Genomic DNA, 17,817 nt, shown 5'->3' with positions numbered 1-17,817 from the left:
TATTCAAGCTGAAATTCCCCTCCTTGGAGGGGTAGGGGTGGGTTAATGCTATCAGCATAATTCAACTTTAACAGGCACTATAATTCCGTTTTTGTTACACTGAAAGATGCGTGGAGAGGTAGCGCTTTTCTTCATCTGCAAATTACATCGTTTATGTACACACACGAACAAACCATAATTACCCACGGTCAGCCGCTGGAGAAAACAGGTAAAGCCCTTATTTTGATACACGGGCGGGGAGCTACAGCAGAAAGTATACTGTCGTTGAGTGCGCATTTATATGCCTCTGATTTCTCTCTTTTTGCACCACAGGCCACTAACCAAAGCTGGTACCCCTATTCCTTTATGGCCCCTGCTTCGCAAAACCAGCCGGCATTGGATTCTGCCCTGGAACTGATCCACAAAACTGTTACTTCCATAAAAGAACAGGGAATTGAGAGTAGAGACATCTTCCTGCTTGGCTTTTCACAGGGTGCCTGCCTGACTGCAGAGTATGCCACCCGGAACGCACAGCGCTTTGGGGGGCTGCTCATTTTTACAGGAGGTCTTATTGGTCAGCAACTGGATACCAGCAACTATAAAGGCAGCTTTGATGGTACCCCCGTTCTCATCACCACCGGCGATCCGGACCCGCATGTACCGGTAAGCAGAGTAGACGAAACGGTGAAGATAATGGAGGAAAAAGGAGCAGAAGTGACAAAGAAGATATACCAGGGAAGATCACATACCATCCTGCAGGAGGAGATAGACCTGGCAAAGAAGATCCTGATTAACAAGTAGCTGCTCCCAGATTAGGGTGCTGGTTTAAAGGAAGTGAGGAGGATGTAGATGCAGTGTCCGTACTTCATCTTTATACCTCACTTACCCGCTGCCCAACGCTTTATCTTCTGAAAAATGTTGCTGTTGTCATCCTTGTCACCAATGTCCTCATCGCCGAACAAATACCCTAGCGGTTGAAGCGCCGGAATATTGTCGCAAACAACTTTGGCTATGCCAAGGGCTGGTATGGCCACGAGCATACCGATTATACCCCACACTGCACCACCCAGTACCACCGCCAGGATAGTAAAAATAGGGTTGATGCTTACCTTATCGCCGACAATGTACGGCTCCAGAATATAGCTTTCCACAAACTGCGTCACTGCAAAAGTAGCCGTGACCCCCAATGCTCCTGTAACGCCGCTACCCGAAAGAAAAGCCATGGCTATAGCTAAAGCATAGCCAATCATGTTCCCGATGTAGGGAATAAGGGTAAGTACGGCTGCCAGTATGGAAATAAAGATAGCCTGCCGGACACCAGACAAAGAAAGCCCGACAGAGTAGATGACAGCCAGAATAATAATGAGAATCAACCTGCCAAAAAGGTATCCGTGCGCCACCTTTACTGAACCGGAGATTATGTTCTCAACTGCCCCTTTTCTCTCTTCCGGAGCCATTTTAATGAAGGACCTTCTGAACTTGTTCCTGTAAAGCAGCAAGAAAAAGATATAGACAAAGGTGAGCAGAAATGTTCCAAGGAATGCAAGGAACCGCATCATATAACTTCCTGCCGAGGACATAACTCCGCCGTTGGACGGCTGACTTGCCGGGCCGTATACAGCCGAGCTTTGGTTTCCCTGTAGTTGGGTTGAGGAACTGTTTTTCACCTGCCCATCTGTTCCGAAGTCGCTGCCCAGAATCGGCAAGCTTCTGTTCTGCTGCTCCACAGATATGCCTGTTTTCTCTGCTATGTATTCCTGCAGGTCATGGACTTTCGGGACAATCCTTTCTTTTATCTTTGGCCAGTCCTGCGAAAAGCTGTTTACCTGATAGCCAATGACGCCAGCTATCGACACAAAGAAGAACAGGATGAACAGGTCTGAGAACAAAGAAGCCCAGGCCCTACTCAGGCCCTTATTCTCCATCCAACGGGCAACAGGCAGCACTACCATGGCAAGCAAGGCTGCCACAGAAAGGGGAGCCAGAAAAACCTTTGCCTTTACAAGGCCATAGAATAAGAAAAACAGGCCAACAACAATCAGTACAAAATAAGCAAGAATAGTTTTCGCTCTGTTTTCCATAGATTATCTTTAGAATAAAAAACGTAAATAGAGGGACGAAAGGTTTTTGAACCCCGTATACTCAGCCTTTAGGTGCTTTTTGAGCCAGACTGCTCCTTTTGCTCCACCACCTCAAACCTCTCTTACCCCTTAACAGAGCCAGTTGAACACATGCTTTTCGGGCTTTTTATCTGTCTGTTCAGTTAGGAGTCTTCATTTTGTTTGTTCAGGGGAAAGGCCTGCAGCTAATTTGAACAAACTCTATGGCTTTTACAGTCCTGTGTAGGAGCAGGAAAAGCAGGGGCAGCGAGGAGGCTCATATCTTTATTTCACTCGGCAGAAAACCGAAGTGTTTTTTAAAGGCTGCTGTAAAGTGTGCCGCGTTTTTATAGCCTACCTGGTAGGCAACGTCTCCAATGCTTTGCTGTGCTTGCGTTAGCAGTTGCCTCGCTTTCTCCATCCGGAGCCACACCACATACCCATGTATGGTATAGCTGTAGCTCGCCTTGAAGCCTTGTTTCAGCTTAGTTTCGTTCAGGTAAACGAGGCGTGCCAACTCCTGTATGGTAGGAGGGTTGTGGTAGCTTTCTTCCAGAATGGCCCTGGCCTCAGCTATGCGCTGTGCATCGTTTCCCCGCAACATACTGTTTACTGGGTGTTGCTCCTGCAACTGCTGCCATTGCTCCATCTGGAGCATCAGCAACTCCATTACCTTCGCTTCGAGGTAAAGCCTTTTTAAAGGGCCTTTGCGCTGGCAGTTACGGATATCATTCAGCACCCACTTCATTTCCGGCGTTATTTCCAATGGCTCTTTGCTGAGGTAGGTATGGTGGCCCTGCAGCACATGCTCTGCAAAGTCCTGGTGAAGCTCGCTTTGCTGGTGCAGTAACCGGAAGTAAAATTCTTTTGATAAGATGACTAGGAAATACCGGTGCAGCTTGTGCGGCGGCATCCGGAATTCGGCCTTAAAAGCAGGGGTATAGCAGATGTAGTGGATGTTAGCCGGATTAACTGATTGCTTTAATAAGCCGGTTATTTCTGAAGAAGCTTCCCCTTCCAGGTAGAAACCCATTATGATGCTCTCGCCGGATACCTCAAATTTATCGCACACTGGCTGGTTAAAAGCTAACTGTGTGTCTATAATGAAAAGACCGCTTGCACAAATCTGTGTGCTGCGAAGAACAGCAATGGCCGGATCCTGAAGCACCACTTCCTTTTCCTGTGGCAGACAGCAATTGTCGTAGGCTGGGGCAAGTTCCTCATGGCATATCCAGGCGTCCACAGCGTTTACTTTGGAGGTGATCTTCATAATATTTCTTTTCGCGATATTTTTAATTCCATTTTCGATAACCGCCCCCCGTTGCTTCACTTACTTTTGCCAAAGTTAGTTATTTATAATAAGACTAAATAAACATAATGAATAAAAGTAATACGCTTCTCATGCTCTGCATTCTCTTTACACAACTGGTGTGGGCGCAGCATCGCCATGCAGGCATCAAAGGCCATGTACTGCAGGAAAACGGTGAGGCCATAGCGGCAGCCAGTGTTGTATTGGAGGATACCCGCTTTGGCACCATCACCAACGAGAATGGCTTTTTCGATATGCACAAACTGTCCGAAGGAAGATACCTGGTGCGGGCCATTTCTATAGGCTTTGAGAGTAAGACAATTCAAGTGCAGTTGGAGAGAGGCGAAACAGAAGAAGTAACATTAAGATTAACTGTTAAGACAAATGCAGTAGCGGAGATAGAAGTGTTCGGGGAGCGCGATAAACAACCTGAGAAACTGGATGCCATTACGCGCCTGCCGCTCAAGCCGAGCGAGCAGATTCAGAGCATCTCTGTTATTTCGGAGCGGCTGATTGAGCAGCAGGGAGCTTTAACTGTTATAGAAGGAGTACGCAATGTGCCGGGCGTGTATACCTACGCTACCTTTGGTGGTGTGCGGGAAAGTATCTCCTCCAGGGGGTTTCGCGGTATTCCGACGCTAAAAAACGGGGTGCGGGTGATGACGGATTTCCGCGGTGGCGGTTTCTCCACGGACATGCAGGGTGTGGAAAGCATACAGGTGTTGAAGGGAGCCAGTTCCATTACGATGGGTGCGGCAACTGACCTGGGTGGGCCGGGCGGTATTGTGAACATCGTGACCAAAACGCCGAAGTTCGAGAACGGAGGTACTGTATCGCTGCGTGCGGGAAGCTGGGGCCTTGTTCGCCCTGCTTTTGATGTGCAGCGCGTGGTAAATGATTCAAAAACACTGTCGGTGCGCTTAAACGGTTCCTATGAAAACGGGGGTAAGTTCCGTAACCACATGCGCAATGAGTCGTTCTACATCAATCCCTCTATAGAGTGGCGCCCGAATGCCAGGAGTACCCTGACCCTGGAAATGGATTATTTTGATGAGGAGCAAAGCATTGATGTTGGTACGGTAAACCTTTCGGTGGGTAACCTGAAGAATGAAATCTATGACCTGCCCTCCAATCGCTTCCTTGGGTTCGAGTCTGACCTGACGGATGTGCGGCATAGCACCTACGCTGCCCGCTTCAGGCATAACCTGAACAACAATTTATATATACGTGCAGCCGCTTTTCACTCAGACTATGATGCAGATGCTATCAAGAGTAACCTCTCTGCTGTAAAGCAGGACGTTGCCAACGACATCAATGGAAACCAGGTGAACTGGTACAACCGCTCCATCGCCCATAACTCCACCCGCGATGACAAGAGTACGGTGCTGCAGTTTGATTTAATTGGGCGGAAAGTAAAAACCGGAAGCATACTGCATACTTTCCAAGCTGGTGTCGATTACCGTTACATAGACCTTTACCAGCCAAGCTACAACTCCATCGCCATAGACAGGATTAATGTGTTTGACCCGGCCACTGTATCGAACTCTCTTCCGGAGGGTGTGCCTGCTTTTGAGCTGACAAGAGAAAACCAATCCTACGACCACCGTTTTGGCGCCACTTTTCAGGATGTTATACAGCTGACAAAATGGGCAAGAGTGTACGGTGGCGTGCGGTACAGCACAAACAAAACAAGTGCGGGCGGAGAGACCAGCGAGTCGTCTGATTTCTGGAATCCATTGGCGGGTGTCATGTTCATGGTAAAAGACAACATCAATATTTTCGGCTCTTATACCAACAGTTCCAATCCGCGCTCTGCGGCAGTTGTAGATGTTAACAGGAAAGCCCTTGGCGCCGAACGCATCGATCAGCTAGAGGCAGGACTTAAGACAGAATGGTTTAATAACAGGCTGCGCTTTAACCTGACGCTCTTCCAGATTAATAACAAAGACATGAACCTGGAGGTGTTCAGGGTAGATGATACGGGTGCGGTGGTAGCTGCAGGTTATTACACCAAAGGCGGTAACGACGAGCGAAAAGGGGTGGAAGTGGAGCTGACCGGGCGGTTACTGAAGAACCTAGAGCTAGTAACAGGGTACGCATACATCGACGCGCAATATAAGGAACATACTACTTTCGTACAGGGCTCAGCACCTAACAATACGCCAAAGCATACCTTCAATGCGTGGGCCAACTATTCCTTTAAAGAAGGAATAGCGCGTTGGCTGAACCTTGGTTTGGGAGCTTACTATCTGGGAGAGCGCCCCTATAATGACTGGACTCTGGATGGGGTGCAGTACCATGCAATAGCGCCAGATACTGCTCCCTGGTACAACAAGGCTTACACTATTTTGAATGCACAGGTAGGCTATGAGTTTGAGAAGCACTGGGGAGTAAGGGTGCTGTTGAACAACATTCTGGACGAGATGGGTTATGATGCCTACCGCTCTAACTTCATAGACAGAATACAGCCTAGAAATTTCTCTGGCGTGGTGACTTATAGATTATAACTATTGATTTGGAAATTTTCTAAATTTGTAAAACAGCTGTTGCTGTACTTTACCAGCAGCTTGTTGCCTCTCAAGGACTAACAGAAAGTATCAACAAAACCAAAATATGAATTACTCCTTCCGCAAACTCTTCAACGACATCCACCTGTGGCTGGGCATAGCCAGTGGTCTCGTGCTCTTTATTGTCTGCCTGAGCGGTACCATCTATACCTTTCATTCTGAGATTGAGGCGCTGGTAGAGCCAACAAAGTATGAAGTGGAGGTTGATGCGCAGGCAAAACCTATCTCCGTGGATGTACTGACAAAGCAACTGGGGCAGGAGCTAAACGGAAAAGTAGTTGCCATCGAAATTCCGCAGGACAGGGAAAGCACGTACCGGGTAAGTGTTGCAGCCAAGCCAGAAGGCGAGGCAGCGCATGCAGGTCCCGGGGGCGGACATGGCGGCGGCCGACCTACAACCTATTTTGTGAACCCTTATACTGCTGAGGTACTGGGTACAACAGACGGCCCTGCCACTGAGTTCTTCCGTACCGTGATGCAGCTGCACCGCTGGCTGTTGATTGAGGGAGGCGTCGGTAAATTGATTGTCGGCATTGCCACCATCATCTTTATTTTTCTGATACTTTCCGGCCTTGTGCTGTGGTTCCCGGTAAAGCTGAAGAACTGGAAGCAGGGATTCAAGGTAAAAACGGATGCCAACTGGAAGCGCGTAAACCACGACCTGCATAACACACTGGGCTTCTATTCCTTTTTATTGTTGCTGATCATGAGCATCACTGGCCTTTGCTGGTCCTTTGAGTGGTACAAAGAGGGCTTGGGCGAACTAATGGGAGCCGAGGTCTTTAAAGGCAGGGGAGAGAAACCACTTGCATCCATACCACCTGCAGCTGATGCAGTTCCTTTGCCTGTTTCTGACTTTCTGGCCAGAGCAAAAGCTATCATGCCCGAAGAAGGTAACTTTCGGATCGCGCTATCGGAAGATGATTCGACCGCAGTGGTCGTATCTAAAACAGCCGCAGGTTTCTTTGCTTTCTCTGCCCCGGATAAGGTGCAGCTGGACCAGTACTCCGGGCAGCCCCTGAAGGTAGAGCTCTTCGCTGATAAGCCATTGAATGTGCAGATAGTGTCGCTGATTAAGCCGCTGCACCTGGGCGAGGTATATGGTACTTTCTCAAAGATTCTCTACTTTATTTCCTGTCTTGTAGCTACCAGTTTACCTATAACCGGTACGCTTATCTGGGTGAACAAGCTGAGGAAAAAGAAGCCAAAGAGAAGAGTAGCTGCTGCAGCTTAAGCAAAGTTAGGCGCTGCGAGTATTAAGGCTTAAGAACAGCAAAGCGGCTGGGAAGATATTTCCTCAGCCGCTTCGCTGTTTACGTCAGTGTCAATTCGACCGAAGTGAGTAATCTGTCATTTTGCAGAGTCATGAAATAACTCAGATTTCTCACTTTGTTCGAAATGACAGATTAATATGAAAATACTAGTGGATTCTATTATTCATATCGTGTTACCTGATACGAATATCATGATACGAGCTTTACTTTCGCGGCTTCGCCCGCTCGTACTGCACCGGCCACGGCACATCTTCCCCTAGCTCTATGGCGGCATGAAGCGGAAAATAAGGGTCCCGCAGCAGCTCACGTGCCAGCAGTACAATATCGGCTTTGCCCTCCGAGATGAGGCTTTCAGCTTCCTGGGCAGTCGTTATCATTCCGACGGCGCCGGTTTTGATGCCGGTTTCTTTCCTGATGCTCGCTGCAAACTGCGCCTGGTACAGGGGGCCAACCGGAATACTTGCCTTTGGTACATTACCGCCGGTGGAGCAGTCAATTAAATCCACGCCTTTAGATTTCAGCACCCTCGCCAGCTCTATAGAGTCTTCTCCTGTCCAGCCGCCTTCGGCCCAGTCGGTGGCAGAGATGCGCACCAGCAGCGGAAAATCCGAAGGCCATACTTCCTGTACAGCTTCCGTCACTTCCAGGAGCAGGCGCACCCGGTTTTCAAAAGAACCTCCGTAGCTGTCGGTGCGGTGGTTGCTGAGCGGTGAGTAGAATTCGTGCAGCAGGTAACCGTGGGCGGCGTGTATCTCCACTACTTTAAACCCTGCCCTGCGTGCCCGCTCTGCTGCGGCGCGGTAATCATCCACTACTTTCCGGATACCTGCTTCATCCAGCGCTGTGGGGACGGGTTCATCTGGTGTGAAGGGCAGGGCGCTTGGTGCTACCGTTTGCCAGCCTGACTCTTCGGAAGGGGCAATGGAGGTGCCGACTTTCCAGGGGCTTCTATGGCTGGCTTTTCTACCGGCATGTGCCAGCTGCACGCCGGGCACAGCACCCTGGCTTACTAAAAAGGTATTGATGCGCTGCAGGCCTGCTATATGCTCCTCCTCCCAGATGCCCACATCATCCGGCGTGATGCGTCCTTCCGGTGATACAGCCGTGGCTTCTACAATGACAAGGCCTGCGCCTCCAACAGCCCTGCTTCCCAGGTGCACGAGATGCCAGTCGGTGGTAAAGCCATCTTCGCTGGAATACTGGCACATAGGCGAAACGGCTATCCTGTTTCTTAACGTAATGCTTTTTATTGTCAATGGTGTAAAGAGTTGTGCTATAGCCATGCTGGTTAATTTGCTTTGTATCAGGATAAGGTACAGCTTTAGCCTGATTTTGTTTTCTAAAGCTGAAATCAGCACTACATATAAATACAAAAGCCGCTTGACTATACATCAAGCGGCTTTTGCTTTGGAGGATTGTTATACTTATGCAAGCATGAAACTCCAATCAGAGTTGTTCTGACTGCTTACTGCTACTTTTTACCTTTCGCCTTGCCTTTGCCCATGCCCATACCTTTTCCGTTGTTCATAGGCTTTATTTCACCACATGCAACCGGGAGGGTAGCAACATATACTCCGTCTACTGTCATGCCATGCAAAACGATAACATCATTCTGTAATGGAAGCAGTGCTGGCATATCGCTGATGTCGAATGTCTCTTTGTAATCAATCGTACCATCTGGTGCTACCGGGAAAGGCTGGAGTGGAAGTAGTACCGGGCCATAGAAAGGTAGGCCTTCGCCCAGTTCCACTAGTCCGTCACCATCCATGTCAGCTGACATTGGCGGGCACTTTGCGTTTTTGTTATTTTCCATAAAACCGTGTATGTGCTGTGGGTGCACCATGCCTGGTTCTAAGCCACTAGCCATAATATGTACCGTCAGCATGTCTCCCTCAAGCATCAGTGTGGCCGTACCCATTACACCAGAGTTGTTAAGTGACATGATATCAGCAGTATAGGTCTTATGGAGGTTCATAGACTTACTACTTCGAGCCTCCTCTATATTCTGAGCAGACAAGTCCTGTGGAGCTACATCGTCTTCGCTACAAGCGGTGAACATAAACATGGCACAAGCTGCCATAATAGAAGTAGGTTTCAAGAATAAATTTTTCATAAATTTTGTATTGTTTGTGTATGGCATTAGGTACGGCAGGAGTGGATAAATACGTAACTATTTATCTAATAAAGAATGTGAGTGGTCACTTTTTATATTTAAGTAGCCTAATTTAGTAAGTTAATGTTTGCTGTCGTGTCACTAAGTATGTGCTGAACGTAAAAACCTATCTTACATGATTATTGTATATTTTCTGTATGTGGCAGCACCCTTCGCCTTTGCTGCTGCTATCCATAGTCAGGTTTAACAGAAACAAATAACCCGGAGTACCTGCCGTTGCTGGTCTACTTCATATAAGTTCTGGTATATCCATTATGTTAAGATAGGCTGCCTTGCCTCGGGCTAGTATGCGCATGCTATGATAAGATCTTTATGTAAGGCAGTTGCAGGCAGCATCAAATAGACTATTCTTGCCTATATTATAAAAATAAAAAGCATAGCTGTTCACTTAAAACAAAGAGGCGGCCCATACTATATGGACCGCCTCTTTGTGCATTGCTATAATCTCAATCTCAGTGCCTGCTCAAGCTAATAAAATGGAGGCTTACTTGTTGTACTTGGTCAGTAACTTGATCATAGTACCTTTTTCTACTGGATCATCCAGAAACAGGCCATTCAAAATCGCCAGCTCTTCCATGCGCTCCTGGGGCACCTGGTACCTCTGGAATATCTGCCTCAGGTTTGCTGTTTCTTTTACTGTTTCAATCTTGATGCGCGTGGGTTGTCTGTTGAGCTTATCAGGCTCCGTAAGCGGCGCAAAGTTTTGCATCGTGGACGCGAATGTCGGGGCATAGCTATCGAAAGTGGTAGGGCTGGTTACGCCAATCATCGCGTAGATATTACCCCCATACTTAATCAGGTAGATAAGGGTGCGAACAGGCTGTTGCTGCTGTTGCCCCTGCTGTGCCTGCTGGTCCGCCACAATGGCAAGTGCAGGTAAGCCGTTTACCGTTACACTTTTAGACTCAAGCGGTTGCAAACCATAATTCTTGAGCAGCTGTTGCGCAGCCCCTTCCAGGGATTCTCCAGGAGCGAGTGTCAGCAGCATCATTGCCTTACCGTCAGGCGCTACCATCTGGAACTGCTGCGGAGAGTTCATGTGCTGCCACTGCTGCGGTATCGGAAATCTGAACTTCAGCTCTGGATGGTAAAACGTGTTGTTTTCCACAAATCCCTGCTTCGGGTCCTCCCCGTAAACCAAGCCGTCGATTAACTGTAAATAGCTGTTCCTGTCTACCTGCGCGCGTGTCAGGTTCAGCTTCTGCTTCCATTCAAAGGCCAGCTTGTTCACTGTCTCGTAGCGGTCTTCGGGGTTAGGGTGCGTAGACAGAAAAGAGGGAATGGCAGCACCATTCTGCTCCTGCGTTCGCTGCAGGGTAATAAAAAAGTCAGCCATTTCCTCGGCATCATACCCAATCTTAGAAGAGTATTCAACGCCCAGCCTGTCTGACTCCCGTTCGTCGTCGCGGCCAAACTTCAGAAACAAAAGGCCCAGGCTTTGTGAAGCGGCATTCCCCAACTGCTGAGCTACCTGTGGCGCTAAAATAGAGCCCAAAATAAGTCCTCCCTGTGCCAGTACTGTTTTACTTTGCTGCTGGGCAGAGTGGCGAGCCGTAATATGACCTATCTCGTGGCCCAGCACCCCTGCAAACTGAGCTTCGTTGTTGAAGTGCGCCATAATACCGCGGGTGAAGTATACATAGCCACCAGGCACAGCAAAGGCGTTTATCACCGGGGAGTCTACTATCTTGAAAGAGTAATTCAGGTTGCTGCGGTGCGAGATAGCTGCCATTGCCTGCCCCTTCTGTTCAATAAAGCGCTGTAACTCCGGATTCTCATATAACCCGAACTGCGCTACAATAGCTGGGTCAGCCTGCTGGCCCATGGCAACTTCCTGTTCCTCCGATATCAGGATAACGTCTCTCTTGCCTGTTACCGGATTCTTGACACAGGAGTTAAAGAGGAGAAGTATAGCCGTTGTAAAACAGGATATGGTGAATTTTTTCATGTTTTCGTTTTTAGTGCCTCCTTTTGTTGAACCTCAAAAATATTATATATAGGAGGCGGTTAATTTCATATATGGAACGATGATGTAAAATGATAAGTTACAAGAAGCTGCTGCTGCTGGCAATGCAGCACGAACCTGCAGCGAAGTACGCTCGGCCTTGTATCGGTTCTTCTCCCTTTGCTAAATCCAAAACTGTGCCGATGGAGCAGAGCTAGTAAAAGAATTACCGTATGCAGGAATTCCTGTAACCCTGAACTGGCTTACGGAGAAGCAGTTTTTACATGAAGAGCAACCGAACAAGGGAGCTGCCCTGGAAAGATAAAAACAGAATAACTAAATTGGGCACATGTATAAAAAAGAAGAAGCGTCACAACTCCGGCAGGCTTTCTGGACGACGCTGGGGCAGTACATAGCACCACTTCCGTCTGCGGAGGGTGTAAAAGTGAACTGGCTTAATTATAAGACAGGGCTGAAGCATGTTTATTTCAGGATGCAGGCCGATAAGAAGGCAGCTTCCATAGGCATTGAAATCACCCATCCTGATATAGAACTGCAGCAGCTGTTTTTTGAGCAGTTTGCAGAGCTCCGGTTTGTACTGCACGAATCTGAAGGGGAGGAGTGGGAATGGGCGCTGCACACCACCGACGAGAACGGGAAAATTATCAGCAGGATTTACAAAGAAATAGCACCGGTCGATGTGTTCAACCGCGACGACTGGCCGCAGCTGATTTCTTTTTTTAAGCCCCGCATCATAGCGTTGGATGAATTCTGGAGCAACGCCAGGTATTCCTTTGACAGCCTGATGTAGAGCGCTTTTACGGTACGGAGTGAGGGCTACAGGAACCTTCTTGTATCGGCTTGTACAGCCTGAGCCCGAAGCGTAGCAAGGGATAAGACTGGGCTGGGTTTGGGTAAGTTGTTATTACTAATTCTTCAAAATGTCTCTGGTCTCCATCAAAGCAAAGCCTAACAAGTTAAGTCCTTCCCATTTTTCTGGGTTTGCTGCTCTTTCGTCGTCCGCTGCCAGGCCTATACCCCAAATGCAGTCAACTGGGCTTGCTTCCACTAATACTCATTCTTTAGTGTTCAACAGAAAATCTCTTAAGCCAGAATTCTGTCTAAACTTTGCCAGGCTTCCATTCACAACTAACTCAAATCTCTTTTCTTCCCAAGTGTTCTGATTAAAGTTCTTTACCTCTCTTCCAACAGCTTTGGCTTCACCTGGCGATTGACTATTGTGTAATAGGCTTCTTTGTCTCTAAACAGAAGGGCCTTTTGAGCCATCATCCAATGTTCGGCAGTTTTATAAATAATGCCACCTACAACAAAGGGAGCTTCCCACCATTGGCTAAAGCATGAAGAAGAAATATGCCCATTCCTGTTTGGCTGATGGCCCCAGAAGAAAAGGAATTTGAGATTCTTTGCTTCTTCCATACTTTGGATAAGCCATTTACAGCTATACTTCATCTTTTTCTTTTTACACTAACTGAATAGCATCTGCATTGATACAATACCGGACTTTTGTAGGAGTCAGGGAATGGTCGAAAAGGTAGCCTAGGTGCAGCCCGCAGACATTGCACACGAGCTGTATTCTTAACCGGCCGTAAGTGTTGAGCCTTTGTTGTCTGACATTCTCCCCAATATGCGACCAAAAGCTAGGGAAGACCAAGCACATCAAATATCGAACAATCTCTTTGATGATTTAACTGCCATCGCTGATTTTTACCCTACTAACAAGTGACTGGGGATTAGCAAAAGAGGAGCAATAGTTTGATGGATTACAGCTCCTCTTTTGCTAATTTAGCCTTGGCTGATAAGTATGTTTATATAATGTAGAACACCTTTCCTATGACAATAAAGCAAAACAGAGAAAAGACAGTCTCTATATTACAGGCTCTATATTTACATCTTGCTTTGTTAAGCACCATGTCGGCTGTTCTTGGGAAGGGAAGCATCATCACATATCGCCGAAAGTGTCTTTGTAGCCCCTGCCAATGGGAATAAACACCCCATTCACCTCAACTTCCTCGGCAGAGTAGGATTCTATTTTGTTCAATGAAACGATGAAAGACCGGTGAATCCGTTTGAAGAGCTTGGCGGGCAAGAGCTCCTCGACTTCATGCGTGCTCATCTTGGGTAGGTAGGTATTCTTCGTGGTAACAATCTTAGTGTACTCCCGCTGGCTTTCAATGTAAACGATATCCGAGAATACAATCTTCACTTTCTTCTTTTGCACGTTCAGGAAAAGATAATCTTTTTCAAGGCTATCTTTTCCTGATTGTTTTTCTCTTTGAGCCGCTTTTACCTTATTCACGGCTACCAGAAAACGCTCAAAATCAAACGGCTTTAACAAATAGTCTGTCACATTCAAAGTAAAACCCTCCACCGCATACTGATGGTAAGCGGTGGTGACGATGATCGCGGGTGGGCTTACAAGCGTTTTCAAGAAAGCCATCCCCTTCAGCTTAGGCAAATGGATATCCAGGAAGATTAGGTCGACGGGTTGCTCCCGCAGGTGGTCTGTGGCCAGAATGGCATCTTTGAACGCTCCCTGTAATTCCAGGAACGGCACCTGGGAAACATAATCTGACAGAACCTTTACGGCCAGGGGCTCATCTTCTATGATAATGCACTTGATGTTAGACATGGCTTGAGAGGTTGATTTTTAACGTTGCTGTAAACACAGTCTCAGCCTGATGGACAGAGAGGCTGTAATCTTTGTAAAGCAGTTCCAGTTGCCGTCTCAGGTTGGAGAGTCCGATATTCTCTTTTACATGGCGCTCCGCTAGGACTGTCTCCGTAGAATTTTTTACATAAAACTCTAACTGCCGCTGCTTCAAGGAAAGATGAATATCCAGGAAGGGCTGATTTCTTGTTTCAGAGACACCATGTTTGAATGCATTTTCCACTAAGGGGACCAGCAGAAGTGGCGGCAAGGCTTGCCTAATGTCTTCCACGTCATAGTTGAAGCTAACGTGTAAAGACGTGTCGTAGCGCAACTGCTCCAGAGCGATATAGTCACTGATAATCTTCAGCTCCTGCTCTATGGCTATATACGCTCCGCCGGCCTCATACAGCATAAAGCGCAATATTTTTGACAGGCGCAAAATGGATTCCGGAGCCAGCTCCGACTTGTCCCGCGCCAGGACATAGATATTATTCAGGGTATTGAACAGGAAGTGCGGGTTTGTTTGAGACTTGAGGTAATTCAGCTCCGCTTCCTGCTTCTCAATACGCAGCAATTGCGCTGCTTCTTTCAACTTCCTGTAATCATAGATATGCTTTATAATTCCGAAAAATAAAACGGAGAATACACCAGCCCCAAATTGGTCGCCCACTCCTTCAGGGAAGGAAGAGTATGTTTTGAAGGCAGTGTGTACCCCTAACTGGATACCCAAATATCTCCAGCCATACAAGCCAAAAGAATAGAGAAAGAACTGGCCCAGAGCAAGGAAAGCAGACCTGAAGATTCTTTTCCTGCTAAGCCTAGGCAGGGTGTACTCGAAAAACAGAATATTGACAATGACAATGTAAAGAGCCCGCCAGAATTCATTTGAAGCCCACAGCCGAAATGCCTCAGGATGACTTACCAGGTCAACAAACAGCCATAAAGAAAGGTAAGCGGCCCCGACTCCGAGGTAAAACCTAAACCGCTTTATATCGAGTGCTAGCTTCATCTGTCTGAAAAGTCTATAGGTATCCTCCTTTACATTCCGCTGGTTATAGAAACGACTTTGCGGCAAGCTATCAGCCTGAAAAATTAGTCAAAGAATGAAAAGGTGTTATCCATACAGTAGAATACGGCCTTTTATCTGTTCCTGCTGTTTCTGTGATTGCCCTAACTCCGCAGTTTGTAGACCATCGCCTGCAGTCTGTTGACAGCTGCATTTCCCTCTATTTTTATTACCTATAATTACACAATAACCCACAGGTTTAGGGTTGAATCAATCTATTTAATCTGAAATAACAAACATACTTGATTTGCAAATGGTGACGATATGCTTACTTAACCTCTACAACAATGAATATGAAAAATTATCTAAATCAAATTCGACTGCTTTGTCTATTATTGATTTCATCGACTGTAGCTATTAATACTTGCTTTTCACAGGCTGCCAATTATGAAGCCAGCAAGTGGAAGACAATGCTGCTCGATAACCCACAGGGAATAAGAATTGATGCTCCTCCGGGAAGTGCCGCTACTAAAGCAGAGTTAAAAAATATCAAGCAGCGAATGGGTGTGCTTAGCCAGCAAGAGTTATCCCAGATAAGGTACTGGAACGCAGGAGCCCCGGCTTATCGCTGGAACCAGTTGGCTACCAGACTGTTCCCTCAAAAGTACACTTCTAAGCTCCGCATGCCGGGGGCCTGGATGAATATAGCAATATATGATGCCACCGTTTTAGCATGGCAGGAAAAAGTCAGGTATAAGAGACAGCGCCCATCGGTAAAAGACTATTCGTTAATTACAGTGATTGCTTCTCCGCTTACTTATTCCTATCCGTGTGAACATTCGGTGACGGCAGCTGCGGCGGCACATGTACTGGCCTATTTTTTACCAGAGAAAGCCGATTCTATTTTGCAGCTTGCACGAGCTGCATCACAGACGCGTATTGATGCAGGTGTACAGTATCCAAGTGATGTAGAAGCAGGCTGGAAACTGGGTGAGCAGGTAGCCAGGCAAATTATCCAGAAGGCAGAGAATGATGGATCTGCAACAGCCTGGAATGGGGAGTTGAACAAAGACCCAAAAAAATGGACAGGGTCTTTCCCGATGGGCATATCGCTCGCTGCCTTCACTCCAATGGTTATGAAGTCTACAGATCAATTCAGGCCATTGCCGCCGCCGGATTTTGAAGCTGACATGAAAGAGCTCAAAGAATTCAAGCCGACCTTCAAGACAAATGCACTTGCTTATTACTGGGCTAGTACCGCTGACATATGGATCGATCTGGCAAACGAGAAAATGTTCGAATACGGCATGTCGCATGATGCACCAGCTTTGGCGCGCGTATATGCTGTGCTGTCTTCAGCTGCCTATGATGCAGCAATTGCCATAATGGATGCGAAATATGCTTATTGGGGAATCAGGCCGGACCAGTATGACAAAACTTATAAACCGCTGATTTCTACGCCACCCTTTCCAGGATATCCTTCCGGTCATGCGGCAGGTGCGGCAACATCCAGCGCTGTTTTGGAATACTTTTTTCCAGATGATGCGGAGCAATTCCAACAGTTGGCGAAGGATTGTGCGGATTCAAGGTTTTACGCTGGCATACACTTTCGGACAGATAATGAAGTAGCGCTTAAAATGGGTAAAGAACTCGGAAGATATGTTGTTGAAACCTGGATGAAAGAAACACTCCCTGGTAGTAACGGTTTGAGCAGCAGGAATAATAGATATAGATAAAAATTACATATTCAGCCACGAACAAGGCAACCTATAGCTTTGGTATCCACTGAAAAGGGAAGAAATCATCAACCAAAAAAGCCGCTCCAGTTTTAAGTAGAGCGGCTTTTTTTACTGTATCTTACCAAAGGAGTGAATTACTGAACCTTTTACACGTTGATTTCGCGGCTATGGACGAGTATAGCAGGTGGGAGAGTGAAACGTTTATATCTGTTTTACTCGCCCAGCTTATTAAATGATCCTACAAAAGCAACAAACCATAAAGGCCCACACCAAGAAGAGCCTTTCTTGTTCTATAACGAAGGTTATGTTCACCAGGACCGACTGTAGTGCAAGTTAACGTCCAAGGTAAATGTTGGCTGGGTTTGATAATCATATTTCACCTTGGCTTGCATTTACTTCTTGTTAGATGCTGAGTTATCAAATATCCATTCGAGTACATTACCATCTTCATCGTCGTATACAGTTCCGATGGATTCGAATCCATTTCTTTCTAATATCTTTATAGATGCTCTGTTCTCTGGTAACGTTCTTGCTGTTACACTTATAGAGGGTTCTGTCTGCAGAGCTAAGGACACTAATTGTTGACAAATCCTTGTGCCGATTCCCTGTCCTTCAAACTTCTTAAAGGTGCCGTATGATATCTCCACTCTACCATTTTTTGGTTCTCCTTTAAATCCGCCACCGCCAATGATTTCACCCTTGTCGTTGCTTGCAAAATAAGCTATCCATGGCTTTTGGAAACCTACTTTCTTGTAATGCTCTTGAAACACATTAAGTATTACTACACATTCTGGGTTATCATTGAAATTTGCGTTAAGAACGTCATCCATTTCTATAGGTATTAATTTCATCTATTATTGTGTTTTAGCTTTGCATCTAACGGCCGCGTGTATGCTTAGCCCGCTGCGCAGCAAGAGTTGAGTATACATTTTGTGTGCGCCCAGTATGGGCACCTGATACTAAAGGTATCAATTTATTCCAGAGGGTGAAAGTCCCTTGCAGGCGAGTTGGTGAAGCCTGTTAGCAAGCCGCAAGCTGGTTCGTCGCGAGGCGTG

General features: G+C 46.9%; 14 protein-coding genes and 1 pseudogene. 5 read left to right on the top strand and 10 right to left on the bottom strand.

The window, feature by feature from the left end; genetic code table 11:
* The first annotated feature begins 153 nt into the window (after positions 1-153).
* Entirely contained in the window at positions 154-780 is a 627-nt protein-coding gene (locus ACFS7Z_RS14050) for an alpha/beta hydrolase (RefSeq protein WP_377485621.1), read from the top strand.
* A 77-nt stretch (positions 781-857) separates the two neighbouring features.
* On the opposite strand, the gene ACFS7Z_RS14045 is transcribed toward ACFS7Z_RS14050, so the two are convergent.
* On the bottom strand, positions 858-2,060 hold the full coding sequence (locus ACFS7Z_RS14045) for an AI-2E family transporter (protein ID WP_377485619.1): 1,203 nt from the start codon (positions 2,058-2,060) through the stop codon (positions 858-860).
* A 295-nt stretch (positions 2,061-2,355) separates the two neighbouring features.
* Positions 2,356-3,348, bottom strand: a complete 993-nt coding sequence (locus tag ACFS7Z_RS14040; protein WP_377485617.1) for a helix-turn-helix domain-containing protein — start codon at positions 3,346-3,348, stop codon at positions 2,356-2,358.
* A gap of 107 nt (positions 3,349-3,455) precedes the next feature.
* Here ACFS7Z_RS14040 and ACFS7Z_RS14035 point away from each other — a divergent pair, with 107 nt between their 5' ends.
* Entirely contained in the window at positions 3,456-5,894 is a 2,439-nt protein-coding gene (locus ACFS7Z_RS14035) for a TonB-dependent siderophore receptor (RefSeq protein ID WP_377485615.1), read from the top strand.
* Positions 5,895-6,000: 106 nt separating this feature from the next.
* The gene (locus ACFS7Z_RS14030) at positions 6,001-7,188 is read left to right on the top strand and encodes a PepSY-associated TM helix domain-containing protein (RefSeq protein WP_377485613.1); all 1,188 of its coding nucleotides are present in this window, start codon (positions 6,001-6,003) and stop codon (positions 7,186-7,188) included.
* Positions 7,189-7,431: 243 nt separating this feature from the next.
* Here the strand turns inward: ACFS7Z_RS14030 and ACFS7Z_RS14025 are convergent, their stop codons facing one another.
* The 3 genes from ACFS7Z_RS14025 to ACFS7Z_RS14015 all read right to left on the bottom strand — a co-directional run bounded on the left by ACFS7Z_RS14025 (position 7,432) and on the right by ACFS7Z_RS14015 (position 11,349).
* Positions 7,432-8,505, bottom strand: a complete 1,074-nt coding sequence (locus ACFS7Z_RS14025; protein WP_377485938.1) for an NADH:flavin oxidoreductase/NADH oxidase — start codon at positions 8,503-8,505, stop codon at positions 7,432-7,434.
* A gap of 194 nt (positions 8,506-8,699) precedes the next feature.
* The gene (locus ACFS7Z_RS14020; protein WP_377485611.1) at positions 8,700-9,341 is read right to left on the bottom strand and encodes a hypothetical protein; all 642 of its coding nucleotides are present in this window, start codon (positions 9,339-9,341) and stop codon (positions 8,700-8,702) included.
* A 544-nt stretch (positions 9,342-9,885) separates the two neighbouring features.
* Positions 9,886-11,349, bottom strand: a complete 1,464-nt coding sequence (locus ACFS7Z_RS14015) for a M48 family metalloprotease (RefSeq protein WP_377485609.1) — start codon at positions 11,347-11,349, stop codon at positions 9,886-9,888.
* A 346-nt stretch (positions 11,350-11,695) separates the two neighbouring features.
* Between ACFS7Z_RS14015 and ACFS7Z_RS14010 the strand changes: the two genes are divergently transcribed.
* The gene (locus ACFS7Z_RS14010; RefSeq protein ID WP_377485607.1) at positions 11,696-12,157 is read left to right on the top strand and encodes a DUF4268 domain-containing protein; all 462 of its coding nucleotides are present in this window, start codon (positions 11,696-11,698) and stop codon (positions 12,155-12,157) included.
* A 117-nt stretch (positions 12,158-12,274) separates the two neighbouring features.
* Here the strand turns inward: ACFS7Z_RS14010 and ACFS7Z_RS14005 are convergent.
* The 4 genes and pseudogenes from ACFS7Z_RS14005 to ACFS7Z_RS13990 form a co-directional block, all read right to left on the bottom strand.
* Positions 12,275-12,783 (bottom strand): annotated as a pseudogene (locus ACFS7Z_RS14005) (NADAR family protein).
* A gap of 43 nt (positions 12,784-12,826) precedes the next feature.
* A complete protein-coding gene (locus ACFS7Z_RS14000; RefSeq protein WP_377485605.1) occupies positions 12,827-13,024 on the bottom strand; it encodes a peptide-methionine (R)-S-oxide reductase in 198 nt (65 codons plus the stop codon).
* A gap of 282 nt (positions 13,025-13,306) precedes the next feature.
* Positions 13,307-13,996: a LytR/AlgR family response regulator transcription factor gene (locus ACFS7Z_RS13995; protein ID WP_377485603.1), complete on the bottom strand. Its 690-nt coding sequence runs from the start codon at positions 13,994-13,996 to the stop codon at positions 13,307-13,309.
* Positions 13,989-15,026, bottom strand: coding sequence for a sensor histidine kinase (locus ACFS7Z_RS13990; protein WP_377485601.1), 1,038 nt, complete (start codon positions 15,024-15,026; stop codon positions 13,989-13,991). The genes ACFS7Z_RS13995 and ACFS7Z_RS13990 overlap by 8 nt, the downstream gene beginning before the upstream one ends.
* 350 nt (positions 15,027-15,376) lie before the next feature.
* On the opposite strand from ACFS7Z_RS13990, the gene ACFS7Z_RS13985 reads away from it, so the two are divergent.
* A complete protein-coding gene (locus ACFS7Z_RS13985) occupies positions 15,377-16,759 on the top strand; it encodes a phosphatase PAP2 family protein (RefSeq protein WP_377485599.1) in 1,383 nt (460 codons plus the stop codon).
* Between the two features lie 395 nt (positions 16,760-17,154).
* Here the strand turns inward: ACFS7Z_RS13985 and ACFS7Z_RS13980 are convergent, their stop codons facing one another.
* Positions 17,155-17,613 carry a GNAT family N-acetyltransferase gene (locus ACFS7Z_RS13980; protein WP_377485597.1) on the bottom strand — a complete coding sequence of 153 codons (459 nt, stop codon included), beginning with the start codon at positions 17,611-17,613 and terminating at the stop codon, positions 17,155-17,157.
* Between the last annotated feature and the right edge of the window lie 204 nt (positions 17,614-17,817).

Source organism: Pontibacter toksunensis, from assembly GCF_042686245.1.
Lineage (GTDB): Bacteria > Bacteroidota > Bacteroidia > Cytophagales > Hymenobacteraceae > Pontibacter > Pontibacter toksunensis.
The sequence above is the reverse complement of the archived record's forward strand: the minus strand, read 5'-3'. Positions and strand labels throughout refer to the sequence as shown.

What these genes read in the sequence shown, in the direction of transcription:
- ACFS7Z_RS14050 (WP_377485621.1), top strand. Translation starts at nt 154, where the DNA reads ATGTACACACACGAACAAACCATAATTACCCACGGTCAGCCGCTGGAG.
- ACFS7Z_RS14045 (WP_377485619.1), bottom strand. Translation starts at nt 2,060, where the DNA reads ATGGAAAACAGAGCGAAAACTATTCTTGCTTATTTTGTACTGATTGTT.
- ACFS7Z_RS14040 (WP_377485617.1), bottom strand. Translation starts at nt 3,348, where the DNA reads ATGAAGATCACCTCCAAAGTAAACGCTGTGGACGCCTGGATATGCCAT.
- ACFS7Z_RS14035 (WP_377485615.1), top strand. Translation starts at nt 3,456, where the DNA reads ATGAATAAAAGTAATACGCTTCTCATGCTCTGCATTCTCTTTACACAA.
- ACFS7Z_RS14030 (WP_377485613.1), top strand. Translation starts at nt 6,001, where the DNA reads ATGAATTACTCCTTCCGCAAACTCTTCAACGACATCCACCTGTGGCTG.
- ACFS7Z_RS14020 (WP_377485611.1), bottom strand. Translation starts at nt 9,341, where the DNA reads ATGAAAAATTTATTCTTGAAACCTACTTCTATTATGGCAGCTTGTGCC.
- ACFS7Z_RS14015 (WP_377485609.1), bottom strand. Translation starts at nt 11,349, where the DNA reads ATGAAAAAATTCACCATATCCTGTTTTACAACGGCTATACTTCTCCTC.
- ACFS7Z_RS14010 (WP_377485607.1), top strand. Translation starts at nt 11,696, where the DNA reads ATGTATAAAAAAGAAGAAGCGTCACAACTCCGGCAGGCTTTCTGGACG.
- ACFS7Z_RS14000 (WP_377485605.1), bottom strand. Translation starts at nt 13,024, where the DNA reads ATGTGCTTGGTCTTCCCTAGCTTTTGGTCGCATATTGGGGAGAATGTC.
- ACFS7Z_RS13995 (WP_377485603.1), bottom strand. Translation starts at nt 13,996, where the DNA reads ATGTCTAACATCAAGTGCATTATCATAGAAGATGAGCCCCTGGCCGTA.
- ACFS7Z_RS13990 (WP_377485601.1), bottom strand. Translation starts at nt 15,026, where the DNA reads ATGAAGCTAGCACTCGATATAAAGCGGTTTAGGTTTTACCTCGGAGTC.
- ACFS7Z_RS13985 (WP_377485599.1), top strand. Translation starts at nt 15,377, where the DNA reads ATGAAAAATTATCTAAATCAAATTCGACTGCTTTGTCTATTATTGATT.
- ACFS7Z_RS13980 (WP_377485597.1), bottom strand. Translation starts at nt 17,613, where the DNA reads ATGAAATTAATACCTATAGAAATGGATGACGTTCTTAACGCAAATTTC.